Annotated in this window: 22 protein-coding genes and 1 tRNA gene; 7 read left to right on the top strand and 16 right to left on the bottom strand. The window is 63.0% G+C overall.

Annotated features, from left to right (window positions below):
* Positions 1–19: 19 nt before the first annotated feature.
* Together Q0974_RS01730 and Q0974_RS01725 are read right to left on the bottom strand one after the other, a co-directional pair.
* Positions 20–613, bottom strand: coding sequence for a bifunctional 2-polyprenyl-6-hydroxyphenol methylase/3-demethylubiquinol 3-O-methyltransferase UbiG (locus Q0974_RS01730; protein ID WP_299321906.1), 594 nt, complete (start codon positions 611–613; stop codon positions 20–22).
* Positions 610–1,479: a 3-hydroxyacyl-CoA dehydrogenase NAD-binding domain-containing protein gene (locus tag Q0974_RS01725; RefSeq protein ID WP_299321902.1), complete on the bottom strand. Its 870-nt coding sequence runs from the start codon at positions 1,477–1,479 to the stop codon at positions 610–612. The genes Q0974_RS01730 and Q0974_RS01725 overlap by 4 nt, the downstream gene beginning before the upstream one ends.
* A gap of 68 nt (positions 1,480–1,547) precedes the next feature.
* Here Q0974_RS01725 and Q0974_RS01720 point away from each other — a divergent pair, with 68 nt between their 5' ends.
* On the top strand, positions 1,548–2,609 hold the full coding sequence (locus tag Q0974_RS01720) for a DUF1176 domain-containing protein (protein WP_299321899.1): 1,062 nt from the start codon (positions 1,548–1,550) through the stop codon (positions 2,607–2,609).
* 140 nt (positions 2,610–2,749) lie between these two features.
* On the opposite strand, the gene egtD is transcribed toward Q0974_RS01720, so the two are convergent.
* The 5 genes from egtD to Q0974_RS01695 all read right to left on the bottom strand — a co-directional run bounded on the left by egtD (position 2,750) and on the right by Q0974_RS01695 (position 7,440).
* A complete protein-coding gene (egtD, locus tag Q0974_RS01715; protein ID WP_299321897.1) occupies positions 2,750–3,715 on the bottom strand; it encodes an L-histidine N(alpha)-methyltransferase in 966 nt (321 codons plus the stop codon).
* Between the two features lies 1 nt (position 3,716).
* Positions 3,717–4,994, bottom strand: a complete 1,278-nt coding sequence (egtB, locus tag Q0974_RS01710) for an ergothioneine biosynthesis protein EgtB (RefSeq protein ID WP_299322140.1) — start codon at positions 4,992–4,994, stop codon at positions 3,717–3,719.
* Entirely contained in the window at positions 4,981–6,435 is a 1,455-nt protein-coding gene (locus Q0974_RS01705) for a hypothetical protein (RefSeq protein WP_299321894.1), read from the bottom strand. The genes egtB and Q0974_RS01705 overlap by 14 nt, the downstream gene beginning before the upstream one ends.
* A 54-nt stretch (positions 6,436–6,489) precedes the next feature.
* Positions 6,490–7,068 carry a cob(I)yrinic acid a,c-diamide adenosyltransferase gene (locus tag Q0974_RS01700; protein WP_299321892.1) on the bottom strand — a complete coding sequence of 193 codons (579 nt, stop codon included), beginning with the start codon at positions 7,066–7,068 and terminating at the stop codon, positions 6,490–6,492.
* A 150-nt stretch (positions 7,069–7,218) separates the two neighbouring features.
* A complete protein-coding gene (locus tag Q0974_RS01695; protein WP_299321890.1) occupies positions 7,219–7,440 on the bottom strand; it encodes a twin transmembrane helix small protein in 222 nt (73 codons plus the stop codon).
* 125 nt (positions 7,441–7,565) lie between these two features.
* Here Q0974_RS01695 and Q0974_RS01690 point away from each other — a divergent pair, with 125 nt between their 5' ends.
* Positions 7,566–8,237, top strand: a complete 672-nt coding sequence (locus Q0974_RS01690; protein WP_299321887.1) for an FkbM family methyltransferase — start codon at positions 7,566–7,568, stop codon at positions 8,235–8,237.
* On the opposite strand, the gene gluQRS is transcribed toward Q0974_RS01690, so the two are convergent.
* Complete coding sequence (gene gluQRS / locus Q0974_RS01685; RefSeq protein WP_299321885.1) at positions 8,219–9,100, bottom strand: tRNA glutamyl-Q(34) synthetase GluQRS; 882 nt, start codon at positions 9,098–9,100, stop codon at positions 8,219–8,221. The genes Q0974_RS01690 and gluQRS overlap by 19 nt on opposite strands.
* A gap of 187 nt (positions 9,101–9,287) precedes the next feature.
* On the opposite strand from gluQRS, the gene Q0974_RS01680 reads away from it, so the two are divergent.
* Positions 9,288–9,854 carry an HNH endonuclease gene (locus Q0974_RS01680; RefSeq protein WP_299321882.1) on the top strand — a complete coding sequence of 189 codons (567 nt, stop codon included), beginning with the start codon at positions 9,288–9,290 and terminating at the stop codon, positions 9,852–9,854.
* Here Q0974_RS01680 and Q0974_RS01675 read toward each other — a convergent pair whose 3' ends face one another.
* The 6 genes from Q0974_RS01675 to argH all read right to left on the bottom strand — a co-directional run bounded on the left by Q0974_RS01675 (position 9,855) and on the right by argH (position 15,039).
* Positions 9,855–10,139, bottom strand: coding sequence for an HNH endonuclease (locus tag Q0974_RS01675; protein ID WP_299321879.1), 285 nt, complete (start codon positions 10,137–10,139; stop codon positions 9,855–9,857).
* 10 nt (positions 10,140–10,149) lie between these two features.
* Positions 10,150–10,932: a bifunctional precorrin-2 dehydrogenase/sirohydrochlorin ferrochelatase gene (locus Q0974_RS01670; protein ID WP_299321877.1), complete on the bottom strand. Its 783-nt coding sequence runs from the start codon at positions 10,930–10,932 to the stop codon at positions 10,150–10,152.
* Positions 10,933–11,150: 218 nt separating this feature from the next.
* Positions 11,151–12,008 (bottom strand): UTP--glucose-1-phosphate uridylyltransferase GalU, encoded by an 858-nt coding sequence (gene galU, locus Q0974_RS01665; protein ID WP_299321874.1) that lies wholly within the window; start codon positions 12,006–12,008, stop codon positions 11,151–11,153.
* A gap of 149 nt (positions 12,009–12,157) precedes the next feature.
* Positions 12,158–13,420: a diaminopimelate decarboxylase gene (gene lysA, locus Q0974_RS01660; protein ID WP_299321871.1), complete on the bottom strand. Its 1,263-nt coding sequence runs from the start codon at positions 13,418–13,420 to the stop codon at positions 12,158–12,160.
* Between the two features lie 3 nt (positions 13,421–13,423).
* On the bottom strand, positions 13,424–13,666 hold the full coding sequence (locus Q0974_RS01655; protein WP_299321869.1) for a hypothetical protein: 243 nt from the start codon (positions 13,664–13,666) through the stop codon (positions 13,424–13,426).
* Positions 13,663–15,039 carry an argininosuccinate lyase gene (argH, locus tag Q0974_RS01650; protein ID WP_299321866.1) on the bottom strand — a complete coding sequence of 459 codons (1,377 nt, stop codon included), beginning with the start codon at positions 15,037–15,039 and terminating at the stop codon, positions 13,663–13,665. Before argH ends, Q0974_RS01655 begins: the two co-directional genes overlap by 4 nt.
* A gap of 118 nt (positions 15,040–15,157) precedes the next feature.
* Here argH and Q0974_RS01645 point away from each other — a divergent pair, with 118 nt between their 5' ends.
* Positions 15,158–15,652, top strand: coding sequence for a TlpA disulfide reductase family protein (locus tag Q0974_RS01645; protein WP_299321864.1), 495 nt, complete (start codon positions 15,158–15,160; stop codon positions 15,650–15,652).
* Entirely contained in the window at positions 15,649–16,242 is a 594-nt protein-coding gene (locus Q0974_RS01640) for a VTT domain-containing protein (RefSeq protein ID WP_299321862.1), read from the top strand. Before Q0974_RS01645 ends, Q0974_RS01640 begins: the two co-directional genes overlap by 4 nt.
* Here the strand turns inward: Q0974_RS01640 and dapD are convergent.
* Entirely contained in the window at positions 16,239–17,081 is an 843-nt protein-coding gene (gene dapD, locus Q0974_RS01635; protein ID WP_299321860.1) for a 2,3,4,5-tetrahydropyridine-2,6-dicarboxylate N-succinyltransferase, read from the bottom strand. The two genes, Q0974_RS01640 and dapD, sit on opposite strands and share 4 nt — an antisense overlap.
* Entirely contained in the window at positions 17,078–17,746 is a 669-nt protein-coding gene (locus Q0974_RS01630; protein ID WP_299321857.1) for a pyrimidine 5'-nucleotidase, read from the bottom strand. Before Q0974_RS01630 ends, dapD begins: the two co-directional genes overlap by 4 nt.
* Before the next feature lie 584 nt (positions 17,747–18,330).
* Here Q0974_RS01630 and Q0974_RS01625 point away from each other — a divergent pair.
* Both Q0974_RS01625 and Q0974_RS01620 read left to right on the top strand, forming a co-directional pair.
* Complete coding sequence (locus Q0974_RS01625; RefSeq protein ID WP_299321855.1) at positions 18,331–20,457, top strand: S8 family peptidase; 2,127 nt, start codon at positions 18,331–18,333, stop codon at positions 20,455–20,457.
* A gap of 185 nt (positions 20,458–20,642) precedes the next feature.
* Positions 20,643–20,700 (top strand) — tRNA-Pro (locus Q0974_RS01620).
* Positions 20,701–20,824: the final 124 nt, after the last annotated feature.

Here is a 20,824-nt window from a genome sequence, read left to right as displayed (position 1 = left end):
TTCCCCTTTATCGCTGTCACTACATGCCATTCGCGTTCGATCCCGTCATAACCCCCGCCCGGTCCGCTGGCGATGGCGAGATCGGCCCATTCGGCAGCCGTGCGGTAGTGCCTTCGAGCCAGTCGGCATGCGGGAAGTTAAAATAGCGGCCGAACCGGTCGCGCCCCTCCTCGCCGCCGCCCTTGTAACTCGCGACGAACACCCCGCCCCGGCGCAGCGCGCGATGGATGCGGCCGAGGATATCGGCGAGGCCCGCACGCGGCACATGCAGCAGGCAGGCATTGGCGAACACGCCGTCATAGCCCTCGATCACATCGAGTTCCGCGAAGCGCATGACGCGCACCGGCCGTCCGATCCGCGCTTCGGCCTTGGCGGCAAGCGCCACACAACCGTCAGTCGCCTCGACATCGAACCCGGCTGCAATCATCGCCGCGGAATCGCGCCCGCCGCCACAGCCCAGCTCGAGAATGTGCGCGCCCGGTGACAGGGCGGCGAGAAAGTCTGGCAGGTGCCGGCTCGCGCCCTGGTCGCCGCTCGCCGCATAAACGGGAGCCTCTTTCTCATAGAAAGCCAGCGTTTCCAGATCGTATGTATCTCTTGGCGTTTCGCTCACCGCGTCGGCTGCGGCGTATCGCCCGAATAATCGTAAAAGCCCTTACCCGTCTTCCGCCCAAGCCAGCCGGCTTCGACATATTTGACGAGCAGCGGTGCGGCCCGGAATTTGGGATCGCCGGTCCCCGCATAGAGCACATTGGTGATGTGCAGGCAGGTATCGAGGCCGATAAAGTCTGCAAGCGTCAGCGGCCCCATCGGATGGTTGAGGCCGAGCTGGCAGGCCGCATCGATATCTTCGATCCCAGCCACACTCTCGCCCAACGCGAAACAGGCTTCGTTGAGCATCGGCAGCAACACGCGGTTGACGATAAAGCCCGGCGCATCGTTGGCATGGACTGTGCGCTTGCCGAGCGCGGTTGCATAGTGCTCGACCCGCTCGACCGTCTTGTCCGATGTCGCTAGCCCGCGGATCACTTCGATCAGCCCCATCAGCGGGACGGGGTTGAAGAAATGCACGCCAATAAAGCGTTCGGCATCGGTGGACGCCTGAGCGAGGCGGGTGATCGAAATCGACGAGGTGTTGGAAGCGAGGATTGCGTCATGCCCCAATATCTTGCCGACTTCTTCGAAGATTTTCCGCTTGATATCCTCGCGTTCAGTCGCCGCCTCGATGATCAGGCCTGCATTCGCCATCGGCGCGAACTCGCCGACCGGCTCGATCCGCTCGAGCGCCACGTCGCGCGCCTGGGCTTCGAGCTTCTCCTTCTCGACCAGCCTGCCGAGCTGCCGGGCGATCCCATCGCGCGCCTTCTCCGCGACCTCGAGGCTGACATCCGACAGATAGACGCGATAGCCGGCCTGCGCCGAAACCTGCGCGATCCCCGCACCCATCTGCCCCGCCCCGATAACACCGACTGCCTGCATGATTATCCTTCCTTCTATGTGACGCCGGTCACTACCGCGCAGGCGCAGGATCGGCTAGAGTTTTGCGCATGATCCAAACGCTCCTCGCGCTCGCCGCCGCCGCGCAAAGCCCCGCCCATGCACACCCCCTACCGCTGACGCCCGAACCCGGCACCGTCCGCTTGTTCGGCGACTGGGCCGTGGGCTGCGACAATGGTTGGGCCTGCGAAGCGATCTCGCTGCCGACCGAAGACTGGGAAATCGGCAATGGCTATTCGATTACCGTCCGCCGGGCGGGCGGCGCGGACGGCTATCACCGTATCGGCATTCGCGCCTTCGAGGACGAGGCGCCGTCGACGATGACGCTCCTCGTGGACGGCGAATTTGCGGGCACGGCGACACGCAACGAGGGCGACGAACTCTATCATTTCGATCCGGCGAGTGCGCAGCGTCTGGCCGGGCTCATGGCGCGGGGCGGCGAGGCCGAGCTGCGCGATCCCGATGGCGGGATGATCGAAAGCATATCGCTTGACGGGTCCTATGCGGCGATACTCTTCATCGAAGACCGCCAGCAACGCGCCGGGACGGTGACCGCGTCGGCGGCCGTCGGCGACCAGCCCGCATCGTTGGTCCCCGAGCCGCCGTCCGTTACCACCATCCGCGCCATGCCCATCGCCGACCGATCCGGCGACACCGCCATGGCCCTGCCCGCCGATCAGGCGATGCGGCTGCACGAGGCGCGCGAATGCGACGGGTTCGACGAGGAACTACGCCGCAACGAGGCGATGGTTCTCTCAGACGCGCGCGATCTGATCCTGATTTCCTGCAGCCGGGGCGCTTATAACTTCAGCGATGTCGCCTATGTCCGCGACGCGGACGGCGCGGTGACGCCAGCGCAGTTCGACCGGGCCTTCTCTTGGGGCGAGAACCGGGAGATTCCGCTGCTCGTCAATGTCTATTGGAACGCGGACGCGAACGAACTCAGCACCTATGCCAAGGGCCGCGGGATCGGCGATTGCGGGACCGCCGAACGCTTCGTCTGGGACGGCGCGATGTTCCGCCTCGTCGAGCGCCGCGAAATGAACAGCTGCCGCGGCAGCCCGCACTGGATCACGGTGTACCGGGCGAATGTCGAGTGGGTTGAGCCTTAATCTGTCAGACCTTCGGCTTCGCCTCAGGCGCGGCACCAGCCCGCTCCCCCTCCCGGCCTCCCATTCAGGGTACACTCGTGGGAGGCCGGGAGGGGGAGCGGGCTGACGCCGCGATTTTCTGCTAGGAAAATTCTGACGAACTAAGGCGCCGTGACCTCGGGCCGCGCTTCGGCCAGTAGCAGCGCGAACTGATCCGCGTCGTCCGTCCATTCATGCGTCACCGTCCAGCCGCCCGCACGCAGCAGGATGCGGGCATCGCGCGGGCCGTATTTGTGGCTGTTCTCGGTATGGATCGTCTCGCCTTCGGCCATCGCGAAATCGCGCCCGGACACCGAAAATTCGACGTCGCGCGCCGCCTCGATATGCATCTCGATCCGGGCGAGCATGTCGTTCCACACAGCCTTGTGGCGAAATGTGTCCAAAGGAATATCGCCGTCGAGTTCCCGATTGATCCGTTCAAGCAGATTGAGATTGAACGCCGCCGTTACGCCCGCCGCATCGTCATAGGCGCGGACGAGCACATCCTCGCCCTTGATCCGGTCCATGCCGATCAGGAGTAGCGCGCCTTCGCCCAGCGTCTCCTTCATTGCGCGCAGGAAATCGACAGCATGGGGCGGGGTGAAATTGCCGATCGTCGAGCCAGGGAAAAAGCCGAGCTTGGGCAAATCGGCAATCGCCGCGGGCAGCGACACCGGGTGGGTGAAATCCGCCTCGACCGGATGGACGGGCAGATCGGGAAAATCGGCGCTCAACGCGTCCGCGGATTCGCGCAGAAACTCTCCCGAAATATCGATCGGCACATAGGCGGCGGGGGAAATCGCGTTGAGCAACAACGGCGTCTTCGCCGACGAACCAGACCCGAATTCGACCACCGCCTGCCCCGCGCCGATCGCGTCGCCAATCGCCGCCGACTGTCCGTCCAGGATCGAACGTTCGACGCGCGTGGGATAATATTCGGGCAGATCGGTGATCTCCTCGAACAGTTCCGAACCGCGCAGATCGTAAAACCAGCGCGCCGGAATGGCCCGCGGCCGCGCCTCGAGTCCGGCGAGCACGTCGCGGCGAAAGGCGGGGTCGACGCCCGCATCGGTTTCGGTATCGGCCATGTCAGAGATCCCGTGCGAGACGCAGACCCGCAAATTGCCAGCGCATATGCGGGTAGAAGAAATTACGGTAGCTGGCCCGGCTATGGCCGCGTGGCGTGGCGCAGCTCGCGCCTTTCAGCACATACTGCCCGACCATGAACTTGCCATTATATTCGCCGACCGCGCCTTTGGCCGCGCGGAAACCCGGATGCGGCTGATAGGCGCTTGCCGTCCATTCCCACACATCGCCGAACATCTGACGCAGCCCCTTGGCGGGACGGACCGCCGCGGGCCGCGGCTCCATAGCCGCATCGAGCTGATTGCCCGCAAGGCTATCGAGCGGCGCGGCGGCGGCTTCCCATTCCGCTTCTGTCGGCAAGCGATATCCCGTCCAGCGGGCAAAGGCGTCGGCCTCATAATAGCTGACATGACAGACCGGCGCGTGCGGATCGATCGGCTGCGCGCCGGCAAGGCCAAAGCGATACCATTCCCCGTCGTCGCGCGTGCGCCAGTAGAGCGGGGCAGCGATCCGGTTGTCCTGCACCCAGGTCCAACCATCGGAGAGCCAAAGCGCGGGGTCCGCATAGCCACCATCCTCGATAAACGCGATCCACTCCCCATTCGTGACCGGCCGGTCGGCCAATGCGTGGGGGTTGAGATAGACTTTGTGCCGCGGCCCCTCGCAGTCGAACGCGAAACCGGTGCCATCGCAACCGATTTCGGCCTCGCCGCTACGGCCCTCGATCCAGCCCAGTTCGCCCGCCGCATCCACCGGATCGGCTGGCCGCGCGGCGAACATGGCAGGCTCCAGCGGGTTTTCCGCGAAGAGATGCTGGATATCCATCAGCAGCAATTCCTGATGCTGCTGTTCGTGATTGAGTCCCAGTTCGATCAGCGCCCGCGTCTCGCCGTCCAGACTGGGCAGCGCGGCGAGCAGTGCTTCATCAACATACGCACGATAGGCGCGGACCTCTTCAAGCGACGGCCGCGTGATCATGCCGCGCCGCGCGCGCAACTGCCGTTCGCCCTCGGCCTCGTAATAGCTGTTGAACAGGAACGGCCATTCGGCGTCGAACAGTTTATAGCTATCGACATGATCGCGCAGCACGAAAGTTTCGAAGAACCAGCTTTCATGCGCGAGGTGCCATTTGGCGGGCGACGCATCAGTCATCGACTGAACCGTGGCGTCGGCATCGGAGAGCGGGGCGGCGAGGTCTGCGCTCAGTTGCCGGACGGAATTATAGGAAGACGCCAGATCGTCTTGCGTTGCATCGCCGTGTGATAGGCTATCGTCGAGCATGGACGGGCTCATAAACGCCTCCGCTTTGAGGGGCAGGAGTTTCACTACCGGAAAGTACGGCAATCCGCTCGCGCGCGATAGCGGCCGATCGTTCGAGCAGGCTCTCGAGCCCATCGCGGATCGATGCGGGAATATTGGGGCAGTCGAAATCGAGTGCCGTATAGTCGCTCGCCACTTGCTCCAGATCGAGCACGTCCAGCGCGTCGCGGCAGGCTTCAATCGCGCAGCCGGACCAGCCGCGCCGCTCGGCGAGCCGCATGAACAGAGCCGCCTCGCGCGCCTGGCCGATACATTCGAAGGGCAGCTGGTCTTCGAGCCCGACAAGCTGACGATAGGTGAAGATATTCTCTTCGCGATCGAGCAGGTTCACATCGCCAAAGGTCGCGATCATCGTTTCGCGATCGAGGAAGGCCGCATAGCCGAGCCAGACATAGAGGCATTTGGGGCAGGCGAGACACCAGGGCTTGGAGATGTTGCAGCTATGCGTGGCGGGCACCGCATCTTCGACGCCGGTCAGCGCAGCAAAGATCGTCACGTCATAGACCGGCTTCAGGATGCTGAAATAATCGAAATCGGCAATCAGATGGTCGCGGATATAGCCGTTGAGCAGCGCCTCGGCGGCGAAGGATTTGCCCCATTGATGGTTGATGTCCTCGCCATTCCACTCGACCTGCCCGGTATCGGCGCTGCGCTCATGCGCAAGGCAGATATAGCGATGGCCGTGCGCCAGCACGATCGGCAGCGCGGCGAAGATCGAACTCGGCGTCTCGGCCGCAGTTATGTGTTCGACGCCGAAATCGGGGCGAAGCTCGGTGACCGGCACATCGAGAAACTGATCGCTGACCCATTGTTTATGGCGCCGCCTCGGCGCGCCATGATCGAGCAGCCGGTCAATCAGCGCATGTTGTTTCGGCGCCGTGCCGTAAAAGGAGGCCGAATAGGCGAGACTGTCATAGGACACGCCGAGTTCACCCAGCAGACTCAGCGTAAGCAGGCTGTCCTTCCCGCCCCCGCAAAAGGCGAGATAGCAATCGTCGGGCAGGTCGCGCGCTACGGGTTCGGCGGTCGGAGCGGCGGGCTCGGGCAGCTCGGGCACGCGATAGTCGGTGATCCGGTTTTCATAGCGCCATTGCGCCCAGACGTTCTCAAAAATACTCGCCCAGAGCCGGTTGAAATCGGCATCGGCGAAATGGCCATATTTGCCCCAATCGATTCGCGCGGGCTTGAGGCTCGCAACTTTGTTCATCTCAAAGGCGGCAATGTGAAAGCCGAGCCGTTCGACGAAATCCGCACCGAACCGCGCGCGCAGATCGTCGAAATCGACGCTGTCATACCAGATGGCGGTGCTGAAGGAGAGATCGGCGATCCGATAGCGCGCTTCGACCGCATTTCTGGCGATGGCGATATCGGCGAGCAGAAGCGTGGTATCGGAGGTCGGCATGGGCGCTTCTGACTATGGCAAGAGCGGCTTATGTATCTGGCGTGCCATGGCTAATCAACTCGTCGCACCGGGTTCCCACAGGATATCGCCACTGCCCGCCGCATTGATCGCGCGGGCCATAACGAATAGATGATCGGATAGCCGGTTGATATAGGCGAGCGCCTGCGGGTTGAGCCGGTTCTCGCCAGCCGCCGCAACCGCCATGCGCTCGGCACGGCGGACCACGGCCCGGGCGAGCATAACGCCGGCAGCCACGGCATCGCCACCCGGCAGGATAAAGCTGGTCAGCGGCTCCAGCACCTCGTTCATGTCGTCGATTTCGGTCTCGAGCCGCGTCACCTGACCCGCGGTGATCCGCAGCACCATCTCCGAGGGCGCGAAATCATCATCCTCGGCGGCGGGCGTCGCCAGATCGGCACCCAGATCGAAGAGCTCATTCTGGATGCGCGCCAGCATCGCGCGATAGGGCTCCGCCGGCCCCTGCGCCATCACGACGCCGATTGCGCTGTTCGCCTCGTCGACATCGCCGATCGCCGCCATGCGTGCATCGGCCTTTGACACGCGCGAACCGTCGACGAGCCCAGTCAGGCCGTCATCGCCCGTGCGCGTGTAGATTTTGGTGAGCTTGACCATTGTCCGTCAGACTCGACCTTGTGGTCGAGCGCGGCACCGGCCCGCTCCCCCTCCCGGCCTCCCATTAAGTATACCCTGTGGGAGGTCGGGAGGGGGAGCGGGCCGGTGCCGCGCCTGAGCGTAGCGAAGGTCTGACAAACGAAACTCCTATCAACGCGTCAGCAACAGCAGCAGCACGACGATCGCGACCGCCACGCCCTGCATGATGATGCGGCCCTGCATCGCCTTGTTCTGCTTGACGCCCGACTGATTGATCCCCTCGCCCATCAGGTCTTCCTCGGTCGTCTTGAGGAAAGCGACGATGCCGCGGATGAGGAAGAATACGGTCGCGGCCATGGCCGCGATCAGGAGGATGGTGAGGAATATCTGCATGGCTTGAATATAGTGGCGATACGCGCGAAAGCCAGCCTGCTTGGCGTTTGGAAGAAATGCTGGGCTATATACGATACGATCATTGGCCGGCACAAAAGGGGGCCTGAATACACGGAAGTTACGCAATGAGTGATACAGAGGAACAAGAGCCCGGCCTAACGGACCCAAATATAGGAGCACGCCCACAACAACTGTTCGGGCTCGCTATGCTCAAAAAATTTGAGGATATAGCGACGGTATTCGATATCGGCGTTTTTCGAGGCACGCCCGAGCTCTATACCGTGTTCACTGAAAGCAAATTTGTTCTTGTCGACCCGATAAAGAACGACCGAATCCATGCTCTTGACCCGCCTGAAAATTCGATTTTCGTCAATAAGGCGCTGGGGGCTCAACCAGGCTCTATGCTGCTGCACGAAATGGGACCGAAGACGGGTTTCGTCGAGCGCACAAAACTCAGTCAGGGCGTACTCAGGGATGAATATGACGTCGAGGTCGTGACGCTGGATTCGCTCATCGAACAATATGCGCCGACGGGGTGGATTGGCCTGAAGATCGATACAGAAGGCTTTGAGGAGCAGATAATCAAAGGGTTGAACGAGCACGCACACCGCATTTCTTTCGTTATCTGCGAAGCGAGCATACGGAAGCGCTTTATAGGCGGATATGTGTTCAGCGAACTGGTCGCCGCGATGCATGAGCGAGGTCTGGAATTCTTCAATATCATCGGGAAGCTCAAGCGCCGGCCTACCTATTATGACGTGGTTTTCCTGAGGCGCGATCACCCCCTTTTCGACTGAAGCCCGGCGGCAAGGCCAACGCCATCGCCTTTCAACATTTCGGCGACCTTTTCACCTGACCAGCCCGCATCACGCAAGGCCGCCAGCGAACGAGCATCGTCGCGCTTGGCGAGCCGTTTGCCCGTCTCGTCCGCGATAAGCTCGTGATGCCGATAGCGCGGCACCGGCAGGTCCAGCAGATGTTGTAGCAGCCGGTGCACATGCGTCGCGGCGATCAGGTCGGACCCGCGGATCACATCGGTGATACCCTGCGCCGCGTCGTCGATGGTGACAGCGAGATGATAGGATGTAGGCACATCTTTGCGCGCCAGTACGACATCGCCATGGATTTCGGGCTGCGCCTCGACTTCCCCGGCCTCGGCATCGGTCCAATAAAGCGGCCCGGTCAGCGCAGCCGCGCGCGTCATATCGATGCGCCAGGCATGCGGTTCGTTGGCCAGACGGTGCGCGCGCTCCCCGGCATCAAGCCGGCGGCATGTACCGGGGTATAGAGGGCCATCCGGGCCATGCGGCGCGCTCGCGCTCGCAGCGATCTCGGTAGCAATATCCTTGCGCGTGCAGAAACAGGGATAGACGACGTCTCCCGCCCGCAGATCTTCCAGCGCCTTCGCATAGATATCGAACCGCTCGGACTGGCGTATCGGCTCCTCGTCCCATGTGATGCCGAGCCAGTGCAGGTCTTCTTCGATCGCAGCATAATATTCGTCGCGCACCCGGCCGGTATCGATATCTTCGAACCGCAGCAGAAACTTCCCGCCCTCCGCGCGTGCGGCATCGAACGCCATCAGCGCCGAATAGGCATGGCCGAGATGGAGCCGCCCGGTCGGGCTGGGGGCAAAACGTGTCGTGAAAACGCCGCTCATCCGCAAATTCCTGCATCCGGCTCTTGACCGCGAGTCGCGGCTAGTGTTGTCATCATGCCGTCACGTTAATCTGTCTAATGGCGTGGCAACAGATGGAAGAGCCGGAATGCCGGTTTCTTTCGTCCTGAGTGCGACAGGTCGAAGGGCGCTGGCTTTGCGGTTTGCAGAGCTGGAGACAAGTCGGCCCATGTATCATCCCGATCTTATCCGCCATCCGGATAGCTGCCCGGCGCTTGTGTTGAACGCCGACTATACGCCGCTTTCCTATTATCCGCTGAGCCTGTGGCCTTGGCAGACGGCGATCAAGGCGATGTTCCTCGAACGGGTGAACGTCGTCGAGAGCTACGAACGCGAGGTACACAGCGCTTCGCTGACGATGAAAATCCCCAGCGTCATTGCGCTTAAACAATATGTGCGGCCATCCGAATATCCGGCCTTTACCCGGTTCAATCTGTTCCTGCGCGATCATTTTACCTGCCAATATTGTGGCAGCACAGAAGATCTGACCTTCGATCACGTCATCCCGCGGCGTCTCGGCGGCAAGACGACCTGGCAGAATGTCGCAACCGCCTGCGCGCCATGCAATCTGAAGAAAGGCGGCCGCACGCCCAAACAAGCCAATATGCGCCTGACGGTAGCGCCCCATAGACCGACGACCTGGCAGCTACAGCAGCACGGCAAGCAGTTCCCGCCCAACTATCTGCATGAGACATGGCGGGACTGGCTGTATTGGGATGTCGAGCTCGAGGCGTAGTTAGCGCCCGCGCGCCCGGCGCGTCGCCGCGTGAAAATCGGGCGGTTTGTTCGCCAGCCAGTCCACAAATTTTGCGATTTCGGGATGCGTTCTCAGCGCTTCGGAATCCGCGCCGCAGCGCGTCAGCTCGGCATTGGTGAAATGGCGATGGATCGTACGATGACAGATTGGATGCACGGGCACGCGGTCGCGCCCGCCCTTGGATTTGGGAACCGGATGGTGCCATTCGACCCGGCGGCCGAGCGGTCGCTCGCACAGGAAGCAGCGCCCTGGCTCTTCCGTCATACCGCTTCGCTCACTCGACCGGCGTCACCGTGACATAGACGGACAGCCCGGGCGCAGGATCGTCCGGCACATCGCTGACATTGACACGCTGTGCGTCAGCCCGGCCGCGATTGGAGATGGTCTGGGGTACGCCGGGCGCCAGATAGAGGGTATCGGCGCGTCCGAGCAGCAGGGTCTCGCCGATCGTGAGGTCATGCGGGTCGGCGGAGCGCAGCTGGACGATCTCGAACTGGTCCTTGCCGGCCGGAGCATCGTCATCCCCCTCAATCCAGCTATCGACGTCGCGCGGGACATGCGGAACCAGCGGATCGAGCGGCCCGCCTTCGTCGAGCGCCGCATCGATGGCGCGCCGCCGCGCATCGCCGTCCGGCCATTTCGCCTTGATGTCGGGCCGTTTGTCGCGCAGCCGCCGGGCGATGGCGCCGAGCCGCGCGGGTAGCATCTGTTCGAGCCGCTGGCGCAGCGATTTGGCCATGCCGGCCGATGCGCCTCCCGTGCCGATGGCGACGATCACCGGATCGCGATCGACAATGGCCGGTAAAGTGAAATCGCACAGTGACGGGCGGTCGACCGCATTGACCAGAATGCCGCGGGCCTTCAGTCGTTCGACCGCCGCTTTCGCCGCTTCTCCATCGTCGAGCGCGACGACCGCCAGTGCGGCCGTTTCGTCTTCATCCACGATTTCCGCACCCGCCCGCTCGAGAATCCGGCGCTTGGCATCGGCCGCATCTCCGTCGCCGAGCAGGATAACCGGGCGGTTCTGCAGGCGGATAAAGACAGGCAAATTCTGCATGGGCGCGAACCATAGCAGGCCGATCGGGCGGGGCGAAGCGCTTTGTCGCGCCGCGTTGAGGGTTTGTTGGGGAAGGTTTTGTTTTTCAGAATTTTCCTAGCGGAAAATCGCGGCACCGGCCCGCTCCCCGTCCCGGCCTCCCAGTAAGTGTACCCTGTGGGAGGTCGGGAGGGGGAGCGGGCCGGTGCGACGCCTGAGCGAAGCGAAGGTCTGACAAATCAAATCCCGCCGATAAACGCCCGAACATCGTCGGCGATATCGGCATGGTCCAGCGCCAGCGCGATATTGGCGTTGATGAAACCCGATTTGCTGCCGCAGTCGAAGCGCCGTCCGCCGAATCGATAGGCGTGGAACGGCTGGTCGCCGATCATCTGCGCCATCGCGTCGGTGAGCTGGATTTCGTTGCCCGCACCGCGCTCCTGATTTTCGAGCACCCGCATCACTTCGGGCTGCAGGATATAGCGGCCCGGGATCATAAGGTTCGACGGCGCCGTACCTTGAGGCGGCTTTTCGACCAAGCCCTTCACCTCGACCAGCGCGCCCTTTTCCGCGCCGGGATCGACCACGCCATAATTGTGCGTCTGATCGTCGGGCACTTCATAGCCGCACACCACATTGCCGCCGACTTCGTGATAGGCATCCACCATCTGTTTCATGCAGCCCGGTTCGCCGATCATCAGCTCGTCGGGCAGGAAGATCGCGAACGGTTCGTCGCCGATAATATAGCGCGCGCACCAGATCGCATGGCCGAGACCAATCGGCTCCTGCTGACGGACATAGGCGACATCGCCGGGGCGGAACCGGGTGCCTTCGATGGCGTCGAGCGATTTGCCGCGGTTCGCCATCGTGGTTTCGAGCTCATGCGCGATATCGAAATGATCCTCGATCGCGGATTTGCCGCGGCCGGTGACGAAGATCATTTCTTCTATGCCTGCCTCGCGCGCCTCTTCGACCGCGTACTGGATCAACGGCTTGTCGACGACGGGCAGCATTTCCTTCGGAATCGCCTTGGTCGCGGGGAGAAATCGGGTGCCGAGCCCGCCAACGGGGAAAACGGCCTTGCGAACGGCTTTCATAGGGTGTCCCTTCGAAATTCGATACTGTTCGAGCGTCAAGCGATTACAAGACCCGGCGTGACGAAAATGCGCTAGCGAAGTTCCAACGGAAACAAAACCGTGCTGTCGGCATTCGCCCCATCGAATGCCGACTTTGCCGCTCAAAAAGCTCAGTCGTTCAGAAAATCCGGCACATGCTCGGCGTCGATCAGCCGTTCGGGCATGACGCGCTCGGCGACGACCGCAAAACGATCGCCATCGACCATCACCTCGGGCACAAGCGCGCGGCTGTTATAGGTGCTGGCCATCGTCGCACCGTAAGCGCCGGCGGTGCGGAATATGGCGAGATCGCCCGCCTGCACCGCGTCGATATCGCGGCCCATGGCGAAGGTATCGCCGCTTTCGCAGACCGGCCCCGCGATATTGGCCTCCATGCGGTCTCCGTCCGGTTCGACCGCCTCGAAATCATGATACGCATCGTAGAGCGCCGGGCGGGCGAGATCGTTCATCGCCGCATCGACAATCACGAACGGCCGGACAACGCCTGGCTTCACCCAGATGACGCGCGTCAGCAGCACGCCGGCATTGCCGACGATGACGCGGCCGGGCTCGAACATCAGGGTTACGTCCCAGTCTTTCGTCACGCGCGCGACCATTTCGCCATAATCGGCGGGCGTGGGCGGCACCTTGCCGCGTTCATAGGGTACGCCGAGCCCGCCGCCGAGATCGACGCGATCGATCTTGTGCCCCGCGCCGCGCAGATCGCCAACCAGCCCGCCGACCTTGGCATAGGCCCGCTCGATCGGCCCGAGATCGAAAATCTGACTGCCGATGTGAAGCGCCAGCCCCTGCATATCGAGCCCGTCCAGCGCGGCGAGGCGGGTGTATATCGCCGGCGCCTCGTCGATCGGGACACCGAACTTGTTTTCCTTCATGCCGGTCGAGATTTTCGCATGCGTACCGGCATCGACATCAGGGTTGATGCGCAACACCGCGGTCGCAGTCTTGCCGTTGGCGCGCGCGAATTCGGCCAGCGCCACGCCCTCCTCTTCCAGCTCGATATTGAACTGGCCGATACCAGCGTCCAGCGCTTCACTCAGCTCGGCACGCGTCTTGCCAACGCCGGAGAACACGATATCCGGCGCCGGAACGCCGGCCGCCAATGCGCGTTTCATCTCACCAACTGACACGATGTCGGCGCCGAAGCCCTGGCGCGACAGCACATTCAGCACGGCGAGATTGGGATTGGCCTTGATCGCAAAGGCGATATGCACGCGCGGCAGGCCGCGCAGCGCCTCGCGGAACACGCGCGCATGCCGCTCCAGCGTCGCCCGCGAATAGACATAGACAGGCGTACCGACCTCTTCGGCGATACGCGTCAGCGGCACATCTTCGGCATGCAGGGTGCCGTCACGGAGCTGGAAGTGGTCCATCGCTCAGCCCGGCGGCGGCAGATCGAACGGATCGTCTTCGCGCTCCTGCGAGCGGCGGAGCAATTCGTCGACGCGTTCGGGGCGCTGCTGGGTCGTCGGCTCGAGCAGGTCGTCCGTGGTCGGCTCGTTCTGCGCCATGGCCGGCGCCACCGGCATGCCTTCACCCTGCGCCGGTTGGAGCGGCTCGCGCCCGCCACAGGCAGCAAGCAGGAGGGCCGCCGCACCGATGAGTATCGCTTGTCTCATGCGCCTTGCTCCAACTGCGCCTTTGCCTCGGCGATCCGCGCCCGGACCTGATCGGGCGCCGTGCCGCCATGGCTCGATCGACTGGCAACCGATGCGTCGACGGTCAGCACATCATATACGCTTTCGTCGATCCGGCTGTCGATGTCCTGCAGCTCCGCGAGCGACAGGTCAGCCAGCGCCACGCCGCGCGCATCGGCCAGCTTGACCGCGCTGCCGACGATGTGATGCGCCTCGCGAAACGGCACGTCCGCCTCGCGCACGAGCCAGTCGGCCAGGTCGGTCGCCGTGGCGTGACCGCTTTCGGCCAGCGCGCGCATCCGCTCCGGTACGAATACCGTCGTCTCCACCATCCCGGTCATCGCGGCGAGCGACAAAGCGAGCAGGTCATGCGCCTCGAACACCGGCGGCTTGTCATCCTGCGTGTCCTTCGCATAAGCGAGCGGCAGGCCCTTCATCGTCATCACGAGCGCGGTCATGCACCCGGCGATCCTACCGGCATGGCCGCGGACCAGTTCGGCGGCATCCGGATTGCGCTTTTGCGGCATGATCGACGAACCGGTCGAATAGGCGTCAGGCAGCGTCACGAAACCGAAAGGCTGGCTCGCCCAGATCACGAATTCTTCGGCTAGCCGCGAAAGATGGAGCGCGCATTGCGTCGCGGCCATCAGATAGTCGAGCGCGAAATCGCGATCGGACACGGCGTCGAGCGAATTGTCCGTCGGCCGGTCGAAACCGAGCGCTTCGGCCGTTGCCTCGCGGTCGATCCCGAAACCCGTCCCTGCCAGCGCCGCGCTGCCCAGCGGACTCTCGTTGAGCCGCGCCCGCGCATCGGCGAAGCGGCTGCGGTCCCGCCGCGCCATCTCATAATAGGCCATGAGGTGGTGGCCGAGTGTAACGGGCTGGGCGGACTGGAGATGCGTGAAGCCCGGCATGATCGTCTCGGCATGCTCTTCAGCCCGTGTGACGAGTGCCTGTTGGAACGCCGCGAGCCCGGCATCGACCGCGTCGATCGCATCGCGCACCCAGAGCCGGAAATCGGTTGCCACCTGATCGTTGCGCGAGCGGGCCGTGTGCAGCCGCCCGGCCGCCGGGCCGATCAGTTCGGCCAGCCGGTTCTCGACATGCATATGGATATCTTCGAGATCGAGATTTTCCGGCACACCATCGGCTTCATATTCAGCGGCGATCGCCTGCAATCCTTCGTCGATAGCCTGCACATCCTCGGCTGCGACGATCCCCTGCGCCCCCAGCATCGCGATATGGGCGCGGCTCGCGGCGATATCCTGCCGCCACAAGCGCTTGTCGAACGGTATCGACGCATTTATCTCGCGCATGACCGCGGCCGGGCCTTCGGCGAAGCGCCCGCCCCACATCTGATTGGAATTGCCTGTGCGCTTGTTGATCGCCCTGCTCCTTGGCTCCGCGCCGCTTTTCGCCGCCTGCGATAGGCAAAGCGGCGATGCCTCGCAAGAAGCTGTATCCGCGCCCGGGATGAACGGCGCGCAGATGGAGAGCTATGGCGGCTCGGAGGAAATGGGGCGCGTGAGCGTCGAATATCGCGGCACGCCAGCGCCCGATCTCGCCTTCTCCGATCCCGATGGCGACACGATCCGCCTCTCCGATTTCGAAGGCCGGCCGCTGCTCATCAACCTCTGGGCGACCTGGTGTCCGCCCTGCATCCGTGAAATGCCGACGCTCGACGCACTCGCCGAACGCGAAGGGGATGCGCTCAAGGTGCTAACCATCAGCCAGGATCTGCAAGGCGCAGAGGTTGTCGAACCCTTTTTCGCGGAGAATGATTTCGACAATCTCGAACAATGGCTCGACGAGGAAAACGCGATGATGATGGCGCTGGCCGCCGATACGCTGCCGATCACCATACTCTATGATGCAGACGGCCAAGAACTGTTCCGCGTGATCGGTGGCATGGACTGGGCCGGCGAGCGCGCCGAGACGCTGATTTCCGGCGCGCTCGGCGAAGAGTGACGGAGAGCGCGCAGCCGCAGCGGTTCACCGACCGCGTCGTCGCCCTCGCCCATTCCGTCTGGGTGTTGCCCGCGCTTTTTCTGCTCGAAATCGCCGAGACGACTTTCGTGCCCTTTCCCTATGAGGCGGTGTTCATCGCCTTGTGCCTCGCCGCGCGCAAGCGGATCTGGCTCTTCACACTTATCACGGTGCTTGGCAGCGCGGTCGCCGGCGCGATCATGTATAGCCTCGGCGCCTATTTCGCCGCGCCGGTGAGCGAATGGCTCGGCGTCGCCGATACGGTCGAGGCTTACCGGGCGAATTTCGCCGAGCGCGGCGCATCGCTGATCTTCCTCGCCGGGACAACGCCGCTGCCGAGCTACCTCGTCAACTTCGTTGCCGGCGCGAGCGGCTATCCGTTCGCGGAATTTCTGACCCTCTTCACGGCCAGCCGCTTTCTGCGCTTCGCGATACTGGGTGGTCTGATCTGGTTGTTCGGCGAGCGCATTACGCGCGGCTGGGCAAAACTGCCGCGCCCGCTGCGGCGCATATTCTGGGTGATCCTGCTCGTAGCGGTTGTCGCCTGGACCGTGGTCAGCCTCAGCGGCTAGCCGCGTAGCAATTCGTTGACGCTCGTCTTCGACCGCGTTTTTTCGTCCACGCGCTTGATGATCACAGCGCAATAGAGGCTTGGCGCGGCATCGCCATCCACAGTGGTGCGATTGGGCGTCGAGCCGGAGACAACGACCGAATAGGCGGGTACGCGGCCGGTAAAGGCCTCGCCTGTATAGCGGTCGATGATTTTCGTCGAGGCGGTGATGAAGACGCCCATACCGAGCACCGAGCCCTCCTCGACGATCACGCCCTCGACGACTTCGGAGCGCGCGCCGATAAAGCAATTATCCTCGATGATCGTCGGGTTCGCCTGCAGCGGTTCGAGCACACCGCCAATCCCGGCGCCGGCGGAAATATGACAATGCTCGCCGATCTGCGCGCAGCTGCCGATCGAGGCCCAGGTATCGACCATCGTGCCGTCGCCGACATGCGCGCCGATATTCACGAAGCTCGGCATCAGCACGACATCCTTGCCAATATGCGCGCCCTGCCGGACGATCGACCCCGGCACCGCGCGAAATCCCGCCGCGCGAAACGCCTCTTCGTCCCAGTCGGCGAACTTGGACGGCACTTTATCCCACCAATGCCCGCCGCCATGCGATCCTTCGATCAGCTGCATATCATTGAGGCGGAAGGAGAGCAGCACGGCTTTCTTCAGCCATTGATGGACGACCCAGCCTTCGCCGCCCGCCCTGGTCGCGACACGCGCTTCGCCATTGTCGAGCATGGCGAGCGCCGCTTCGACCGCCTCACGCAATTCGCCGCCGGTATCCGCATCGACGCTCTCGCGCCGATCCCAACCCTCTTCGATAATTTTTTCTAGCTTCTTGCTCATGCCGCCTCCACCAGGTCGTTCAGCCACGGCGTCACTGCCGCTATTTCATAGTCGATATAGGCCGAATCATGGTCATGTGACCCGCTTTCCGATCCGTTATTCACCCAAACCGTTACCATACCCATAGTCTTGGCCGGTATCAGGTTGCGGGCCATGTCCTCGACGAACAGCGCCTTATCCGGCGCAATATCGAATGTGCGGCACATGGATTCATAGCCGCTCACCTGCGGTTTGGGCACATAATCGCAGGCATGAATGTCGTGGACGGCTTCGAAGCTTTCGCCGAGACCGAGCTTGTCGAGCACGCGCCGCGCATAAGGCTCGTCACCATTGGTGAAGACGAATTTGCGCCCCGGCAGCGTGCCGATCGCTTCGACCAAAGCGCGATCCTCGTCGATTACTTCAAGATCGATATCGTGCACATAATCGAGGAAATGCGAAGGCTCGACGCCATGCGCCTCCATCAGCCCCGATAGCGTCGTGCCGTGCGTATGGAAGAAATGCTTCTGGATGCGCCGCGCCTCGACCCGGTCCACATCGAGCAGCCCGGCGATATAATCGCCCATCTTCACGTCGATCTGTTCGAAGAGCCGGGCGCTCGCCGGATAGAGCGTATTGTCGAGATCGAAGATCCAGGTCTCGATATGGGACAGAATCGGCGGCATTTGGCGGTCCTAGGGCGTGTACCTACAGCTGAGACAGCTGCGGTTTGAAGCGAAATGGCTCAGTGCAAGAAGGAGAGGCGCAGGAATATGTCAATATTTCAAGTCTCTCCGACGCAGCAATGGGCCATTTCGATCAAATCCCAGAGGGACGCCCAAATGGCTTCCCTCTCGAACCGAAAGACGCTTGCAAAGGCAACCAGCCTTCGCTGCGCGCCTTTCGGCCCGACAGGTTCGCCATTTGGGCGCCGAAGCTGTCTCAGCTGTAGGTACACGCCCTAACCGACCTTACGGTTAGCGCAAAATGAATTTGGGCTTAAAGTTATTTCAAGCGCGGAGCGCCTACTGACCGAGTCGGCGTGGGGCGCCTGATCAGGTGATTCGCCAACATGCCAACCAAGACGCCCCTCCTCATTGCCACCAGCCTTCCTGTATTTTTGACCCTTGCGGCATGCGGAGGCGGCGGTGGCGGAGGGGCCGGCGTCAACTCGACCCCGGCACCGCCGACGGCGAACGCGCCGACGCCTCCGGCACCGCCATCACCCCCGTCGCCTGCGCCAACAGCACCCACGATCAGTGCGAACACGATGGAGTTCGGCCGGTCCGACGGGATTGCCCACGCCAACGCACAAACTGCCTATGCAGAAGGCGCTACGGGCGAAGGCGTGACTGTCGCCCTGCTCGATAGCGGCATCGACCGCGACAACGCCGAATTTGCCGGCCGGATCAGCGCGGCCTCCCGTGACGTTGCCGGCAATCGCGGCATCGACGACGAGGGCGGCCACGGAACATCCGTCGGCGCGGTGATCGCGGCCAACCGGAACGACAGTTCGATCGTCGGCATGGCGTTCGACTCGACCCTTCTCGTCCTGCGCACCGACGAACCGGGTAGCTGCGCGGCAGGCGGCGATGAAGGCTGTACGCACAACACGGGCGATCTTGCGGAAGCGATCGACATCGCCGTCCAGAATAATGCGCGGGCGATCAATATCTCGCTCGGCGGCAGCGGAACCAGCCGCAGCTTTCGCGAAGCCGTCGCCCGCGCCGCCAATGCCGGAATCGTGATCGTGATATCGGCGGGCAATGACGGCGATACAGCCGATGGCGCCAATCCCGATGCGCTGGCCCAGGTCGCGATGACCGCGGAAGCCAATGGCCATGTGATCATCGCCGGCTCGGTGGACCGGAACGATGCGATCAGCAGCTTTTCGAACCGCGCGGGTGTCGGCGAAGATTTCTATCTCGCCGCGCTCGGCGAGCGGGTCCGCAGTTTCGACGAACGCGGGCAGAATTTCCTCTATAGCGGCACCTCCTATTCCGCGCCGCAGATCACGGCTGCGGTTGCGTTGCTCGCGTCGGCTTTCCCCAATCTAACCGGCGCGGAGATCGTCTCCCTGCTCTTCCGAAGCGCGCGAGATGGCGGCGCGGCGGGCGATGACGATGTCTATGGTCAAGGCATTCTCGATCTCGCCGAAGCTTTCCGACCGCAGGGCCAGATGAGCCTCGCCGGAACCAGCGAACCGATCAGTATGGCGAACAGCATGACTCTCTCAGCGCCGATGGGCGATGCCCGGCAGCAGGGCGTCGGCGTCGTGATTCTCGACGGGTTCGACCGGGCCTTCGCGATCGATCTCGCCCAGACCGTGCGCCGCACGGCACCGCAGACGCAACTCGCCGACAGCCTCGCCGTCAATCGTGGCGGCAGTTTCGCAACAGCGGCCGGCAGCAACACAATTCTCGCCTTCAACATCGATGCCCGGGCGACCCAGACGCGAATCGCCCGGCTCGCACTGCGCGGCGAAGATGCCGAGCGCGCCCGCGTCGCGGCCGGGATGGTCGCTGCGCAGATCGACGCCGATACGCGCGTCGTCTTCGCTTTCTCGCAGGATGGCGACAGCGTCGGCGCGCGGCTCAACGGCCGGGTGCAGCCCGCTTTCCTGATCGCGCGGCCAGCGATCGGCGATAGCGGATTTGCAAGCCAGGCCGATACGAGCTTCGCCATGCACCGGCAGTGGAACGGGCTTGGCGTCACGATCATGGCCGAGCGCGGCCAGGCGCTGTCCCGGCACGATCCGGAACTCTTTGTTGCGCGCGATGACTGGCTGGAATCACGCTACACGCGCATCGGCATCGCCGCCGACCGGCAATGGGGCAGCGTGCGGCTCGACGGCGGGCTGAGCCTGCTCGATGAAAGCGCGACCTTTCTCGGCGCGCGGTTCAGCGAGGCGCTGGGCGGTGGGCAGGGCGGCCAGTCGCTCTTCGCGGATATCGCGCTACGCTGGAGCGGACCCAATGGCTGGTCGGTTGGCGGCGATATGCGCCATGGCTGGAGCTTCGCCAACGGATCGAACGCCATAATGCGCGGCGGTACGCTGCGGACCTTCGCCGCGTCGGCCGATATCTCGAAATCAGGCGTGATGACCGACACCGACCGGCTTTCGCTACGCATCGCCCAGCCGCTGCGCGTCTATCGCGGCGGGCTGAGCCTCAACCTGCCGGCTGCTTACGATTATGCCACGCTCGAAACGCGCTACGAGAACCGCTTCTTCAATCTCGCCCCCGAGGGCCGACAGATCGACATGGAAGCCGCCTATTCGCGCACGCTCGGCGCCGGTTGGCTCGCCGCCCATCTCTTTTATCGCCGCGACCCCGGCCATTTTGCCACGATCGGCGACGATATGGGCGGCGCGATCCGCTTCACGCTGGTTTTCTAGGCGACCAAGGGCTTGAAAATATTCGCCGCGGGGCTTGCCAACAACGAAAACCGCTCCTATCAGCCGCGTCCCCCGATCAAGTGACGGGTCAGACATCAACGGTCAGGGCTTACCCGCCCGCCCGCATAAGGCATCGCTGATGCCGCTATGTACGGATGCTGTCTTGTCGTGTTCGGTTGCTTTGTAGCTCATTTGGATAGAGCGCTAGCTTCGGGTGCTAGAGGAACGGGTTCGAATCCCGTCTCAGACTTGGATAGCTCAGTGGGTAGAGCACAAGATTGTTAATCTTGCTGTCGCAGGTTCGACTCCTGCTCCAAATTGGTCCTGCGAAGACCAGACAGACTGAAAATCTGTTTTGCAACTTAAC

Source organism: Parasphingopyxis sp. (genome assembly GCF_028279465.1).
In the GTDB taxonomy this organism is placed as follows: domain Bacteria; phylum Pseudomonadota; class Alphaproteobacteria; order Sphingomonadales; family Sphingomonadaceae; genus Parasphingopyxis.
The sequence above is the reverse complement of the archived record's forward strand: the minus strand, read 5'-3'. Positions and strand labels throughout refer to the sequence as shown.

Bases quoted from the DNA above. Each gene is read 5' to 3' on its own strand.
- Q0974_RS01725 (WP_299321902.1), bottom strand. From the start codon at position 1,479: ATGCAGGCAGTCGGTGTTATCGGGGCGGGGCAGATGGGTGCGGGGATC.
- Q0974_RS01720 (WP_299321899.1), top strand. From the start codon at position 1,548: ATGATCCAAACGCTCCTCGCGCTCGCCGCCGCCGCGCAAAGCCCCGCC.
- egtD (WP_299321897.1), bottom strand. From the start codon at position 3,715: ATGGCCGATACCGAAACCGATGCGGGCGTCGACCCCGCCTTTCGCCGC.
- egtB (WP_299322140.1), bottom strand. From the start codon at position 4,994: ATGCTCGACGATAGCCTATCACACGGCGATGCAACGCAAGACGATCTG.
- Q0974_RS01705 (WP_299321894.1), bottom strand. From the start codon at position 6,435: ATGCCGACCTCCGATACCACGCTTCTGCTCGCCGATATCGCCATCGCC.
- Q0974_RS01700 (WP_299321892.1), bottom strand. From the start codon at position 7,068: ATGGTCAAGCTCACCAAAATCTACACGCGCACGGGCGATGACGGCCTG.
- Q0974_RS01695 (WP_299321890.1), bottom strand. From the start codon at position 7,440: ATGCAGATATTCCTCACCATCCTCCTGATCGCGGCCATGGCCGCGACC.
- Q0974_RS01690 (WP_299321887.1), top strand. From the start codon at position 7,566: ATGAGTGATACAGAGGAACAAGAGCCCGGCCTAACGGACCCAAATATA.
- gluQRS (WP_299321885.1), bottom strand. From the start codon at position 9,100: ATGAGCGGCGTTTTCACGACACGTTTTGCCCCCAGCCCGACCGGGCGG.
- Q0974_RS01680 (WP_299321882.1), top strand. From the start codon at position 9,288: ATGTATCATCCCGATCTTATCCGCCATCCGGATAGCTGCCCGGCGCTT.
- Q0974_RS01675 (WP_299321879.1), bottom strand. From the start codon at position 10,139: ATGACGGAAGAGCCAGGGCGCTGCTTCCTGTGCGAGCGACCGCTCGGC.
- Q0974_RS01670 (WP_299321877.1), bottom strand. From the start codon at position 10,932: ATGCAGAATTTGCCTGTCTTTATCCGCCTGCAGAACCGCCCGGTTATC.
- galU (WP_299321874.1), bottom strand. From the start codon at position 12,008: ATGAAAGCCGTTCGCAAGGCCGTTTTCCCCGTTGGCGGGCTCGGCACC.
- lysA (WP_299321871.1), bottom strand. From the start codon at position 13,420: ATGGACCACTTCCAGCTCCGTGACGGCACCCTGCATGCCGAAGATGTG.
- Q0974_RS01655 (WP_299321869.1), bottom strand. From the start codon at position 13,666: ATGAGACAAGCGATACTCATCGGTGCGGCGGCCCTCCTGCTTGCTGCC.
- argH (WP_299321866.1), bottom strand. From the start codon at position 15,039: ATGTGGGGCGGGCGCTTCGCCGAAGGCCCGGCCGCGGTCATGCGCGAG.
- Q0974_RS01645 (WP_299321864.1), top strand. From the start codon at position 15,158: ATGAACGGCGCGCAGATGGAGAGCTATGGCGGCTCGGAGGAAATGGGG.
- dapD (WP_299321860.1), bottom strand. From the start codon at position 17,081: ATGAGCAAGAAGCTAGAAAAAATTATCGAAGAGGGTTGGGATCGGCGC.
- Q0974_RS01630 (WP_299321857.1), bottom strand. From the start codon at position 17,746: ATGCCGCCGATTCTGTCCCATATCGAGACCTGGATCTTCGATCTCGAC.
- Q0974_RS01625 (WP_299321855.1), top strand. From the start codon at position 18,331: ATGGAGTTCGGCCGGTCCGACGGGATTGCCCACGCCAACGCACAAACT.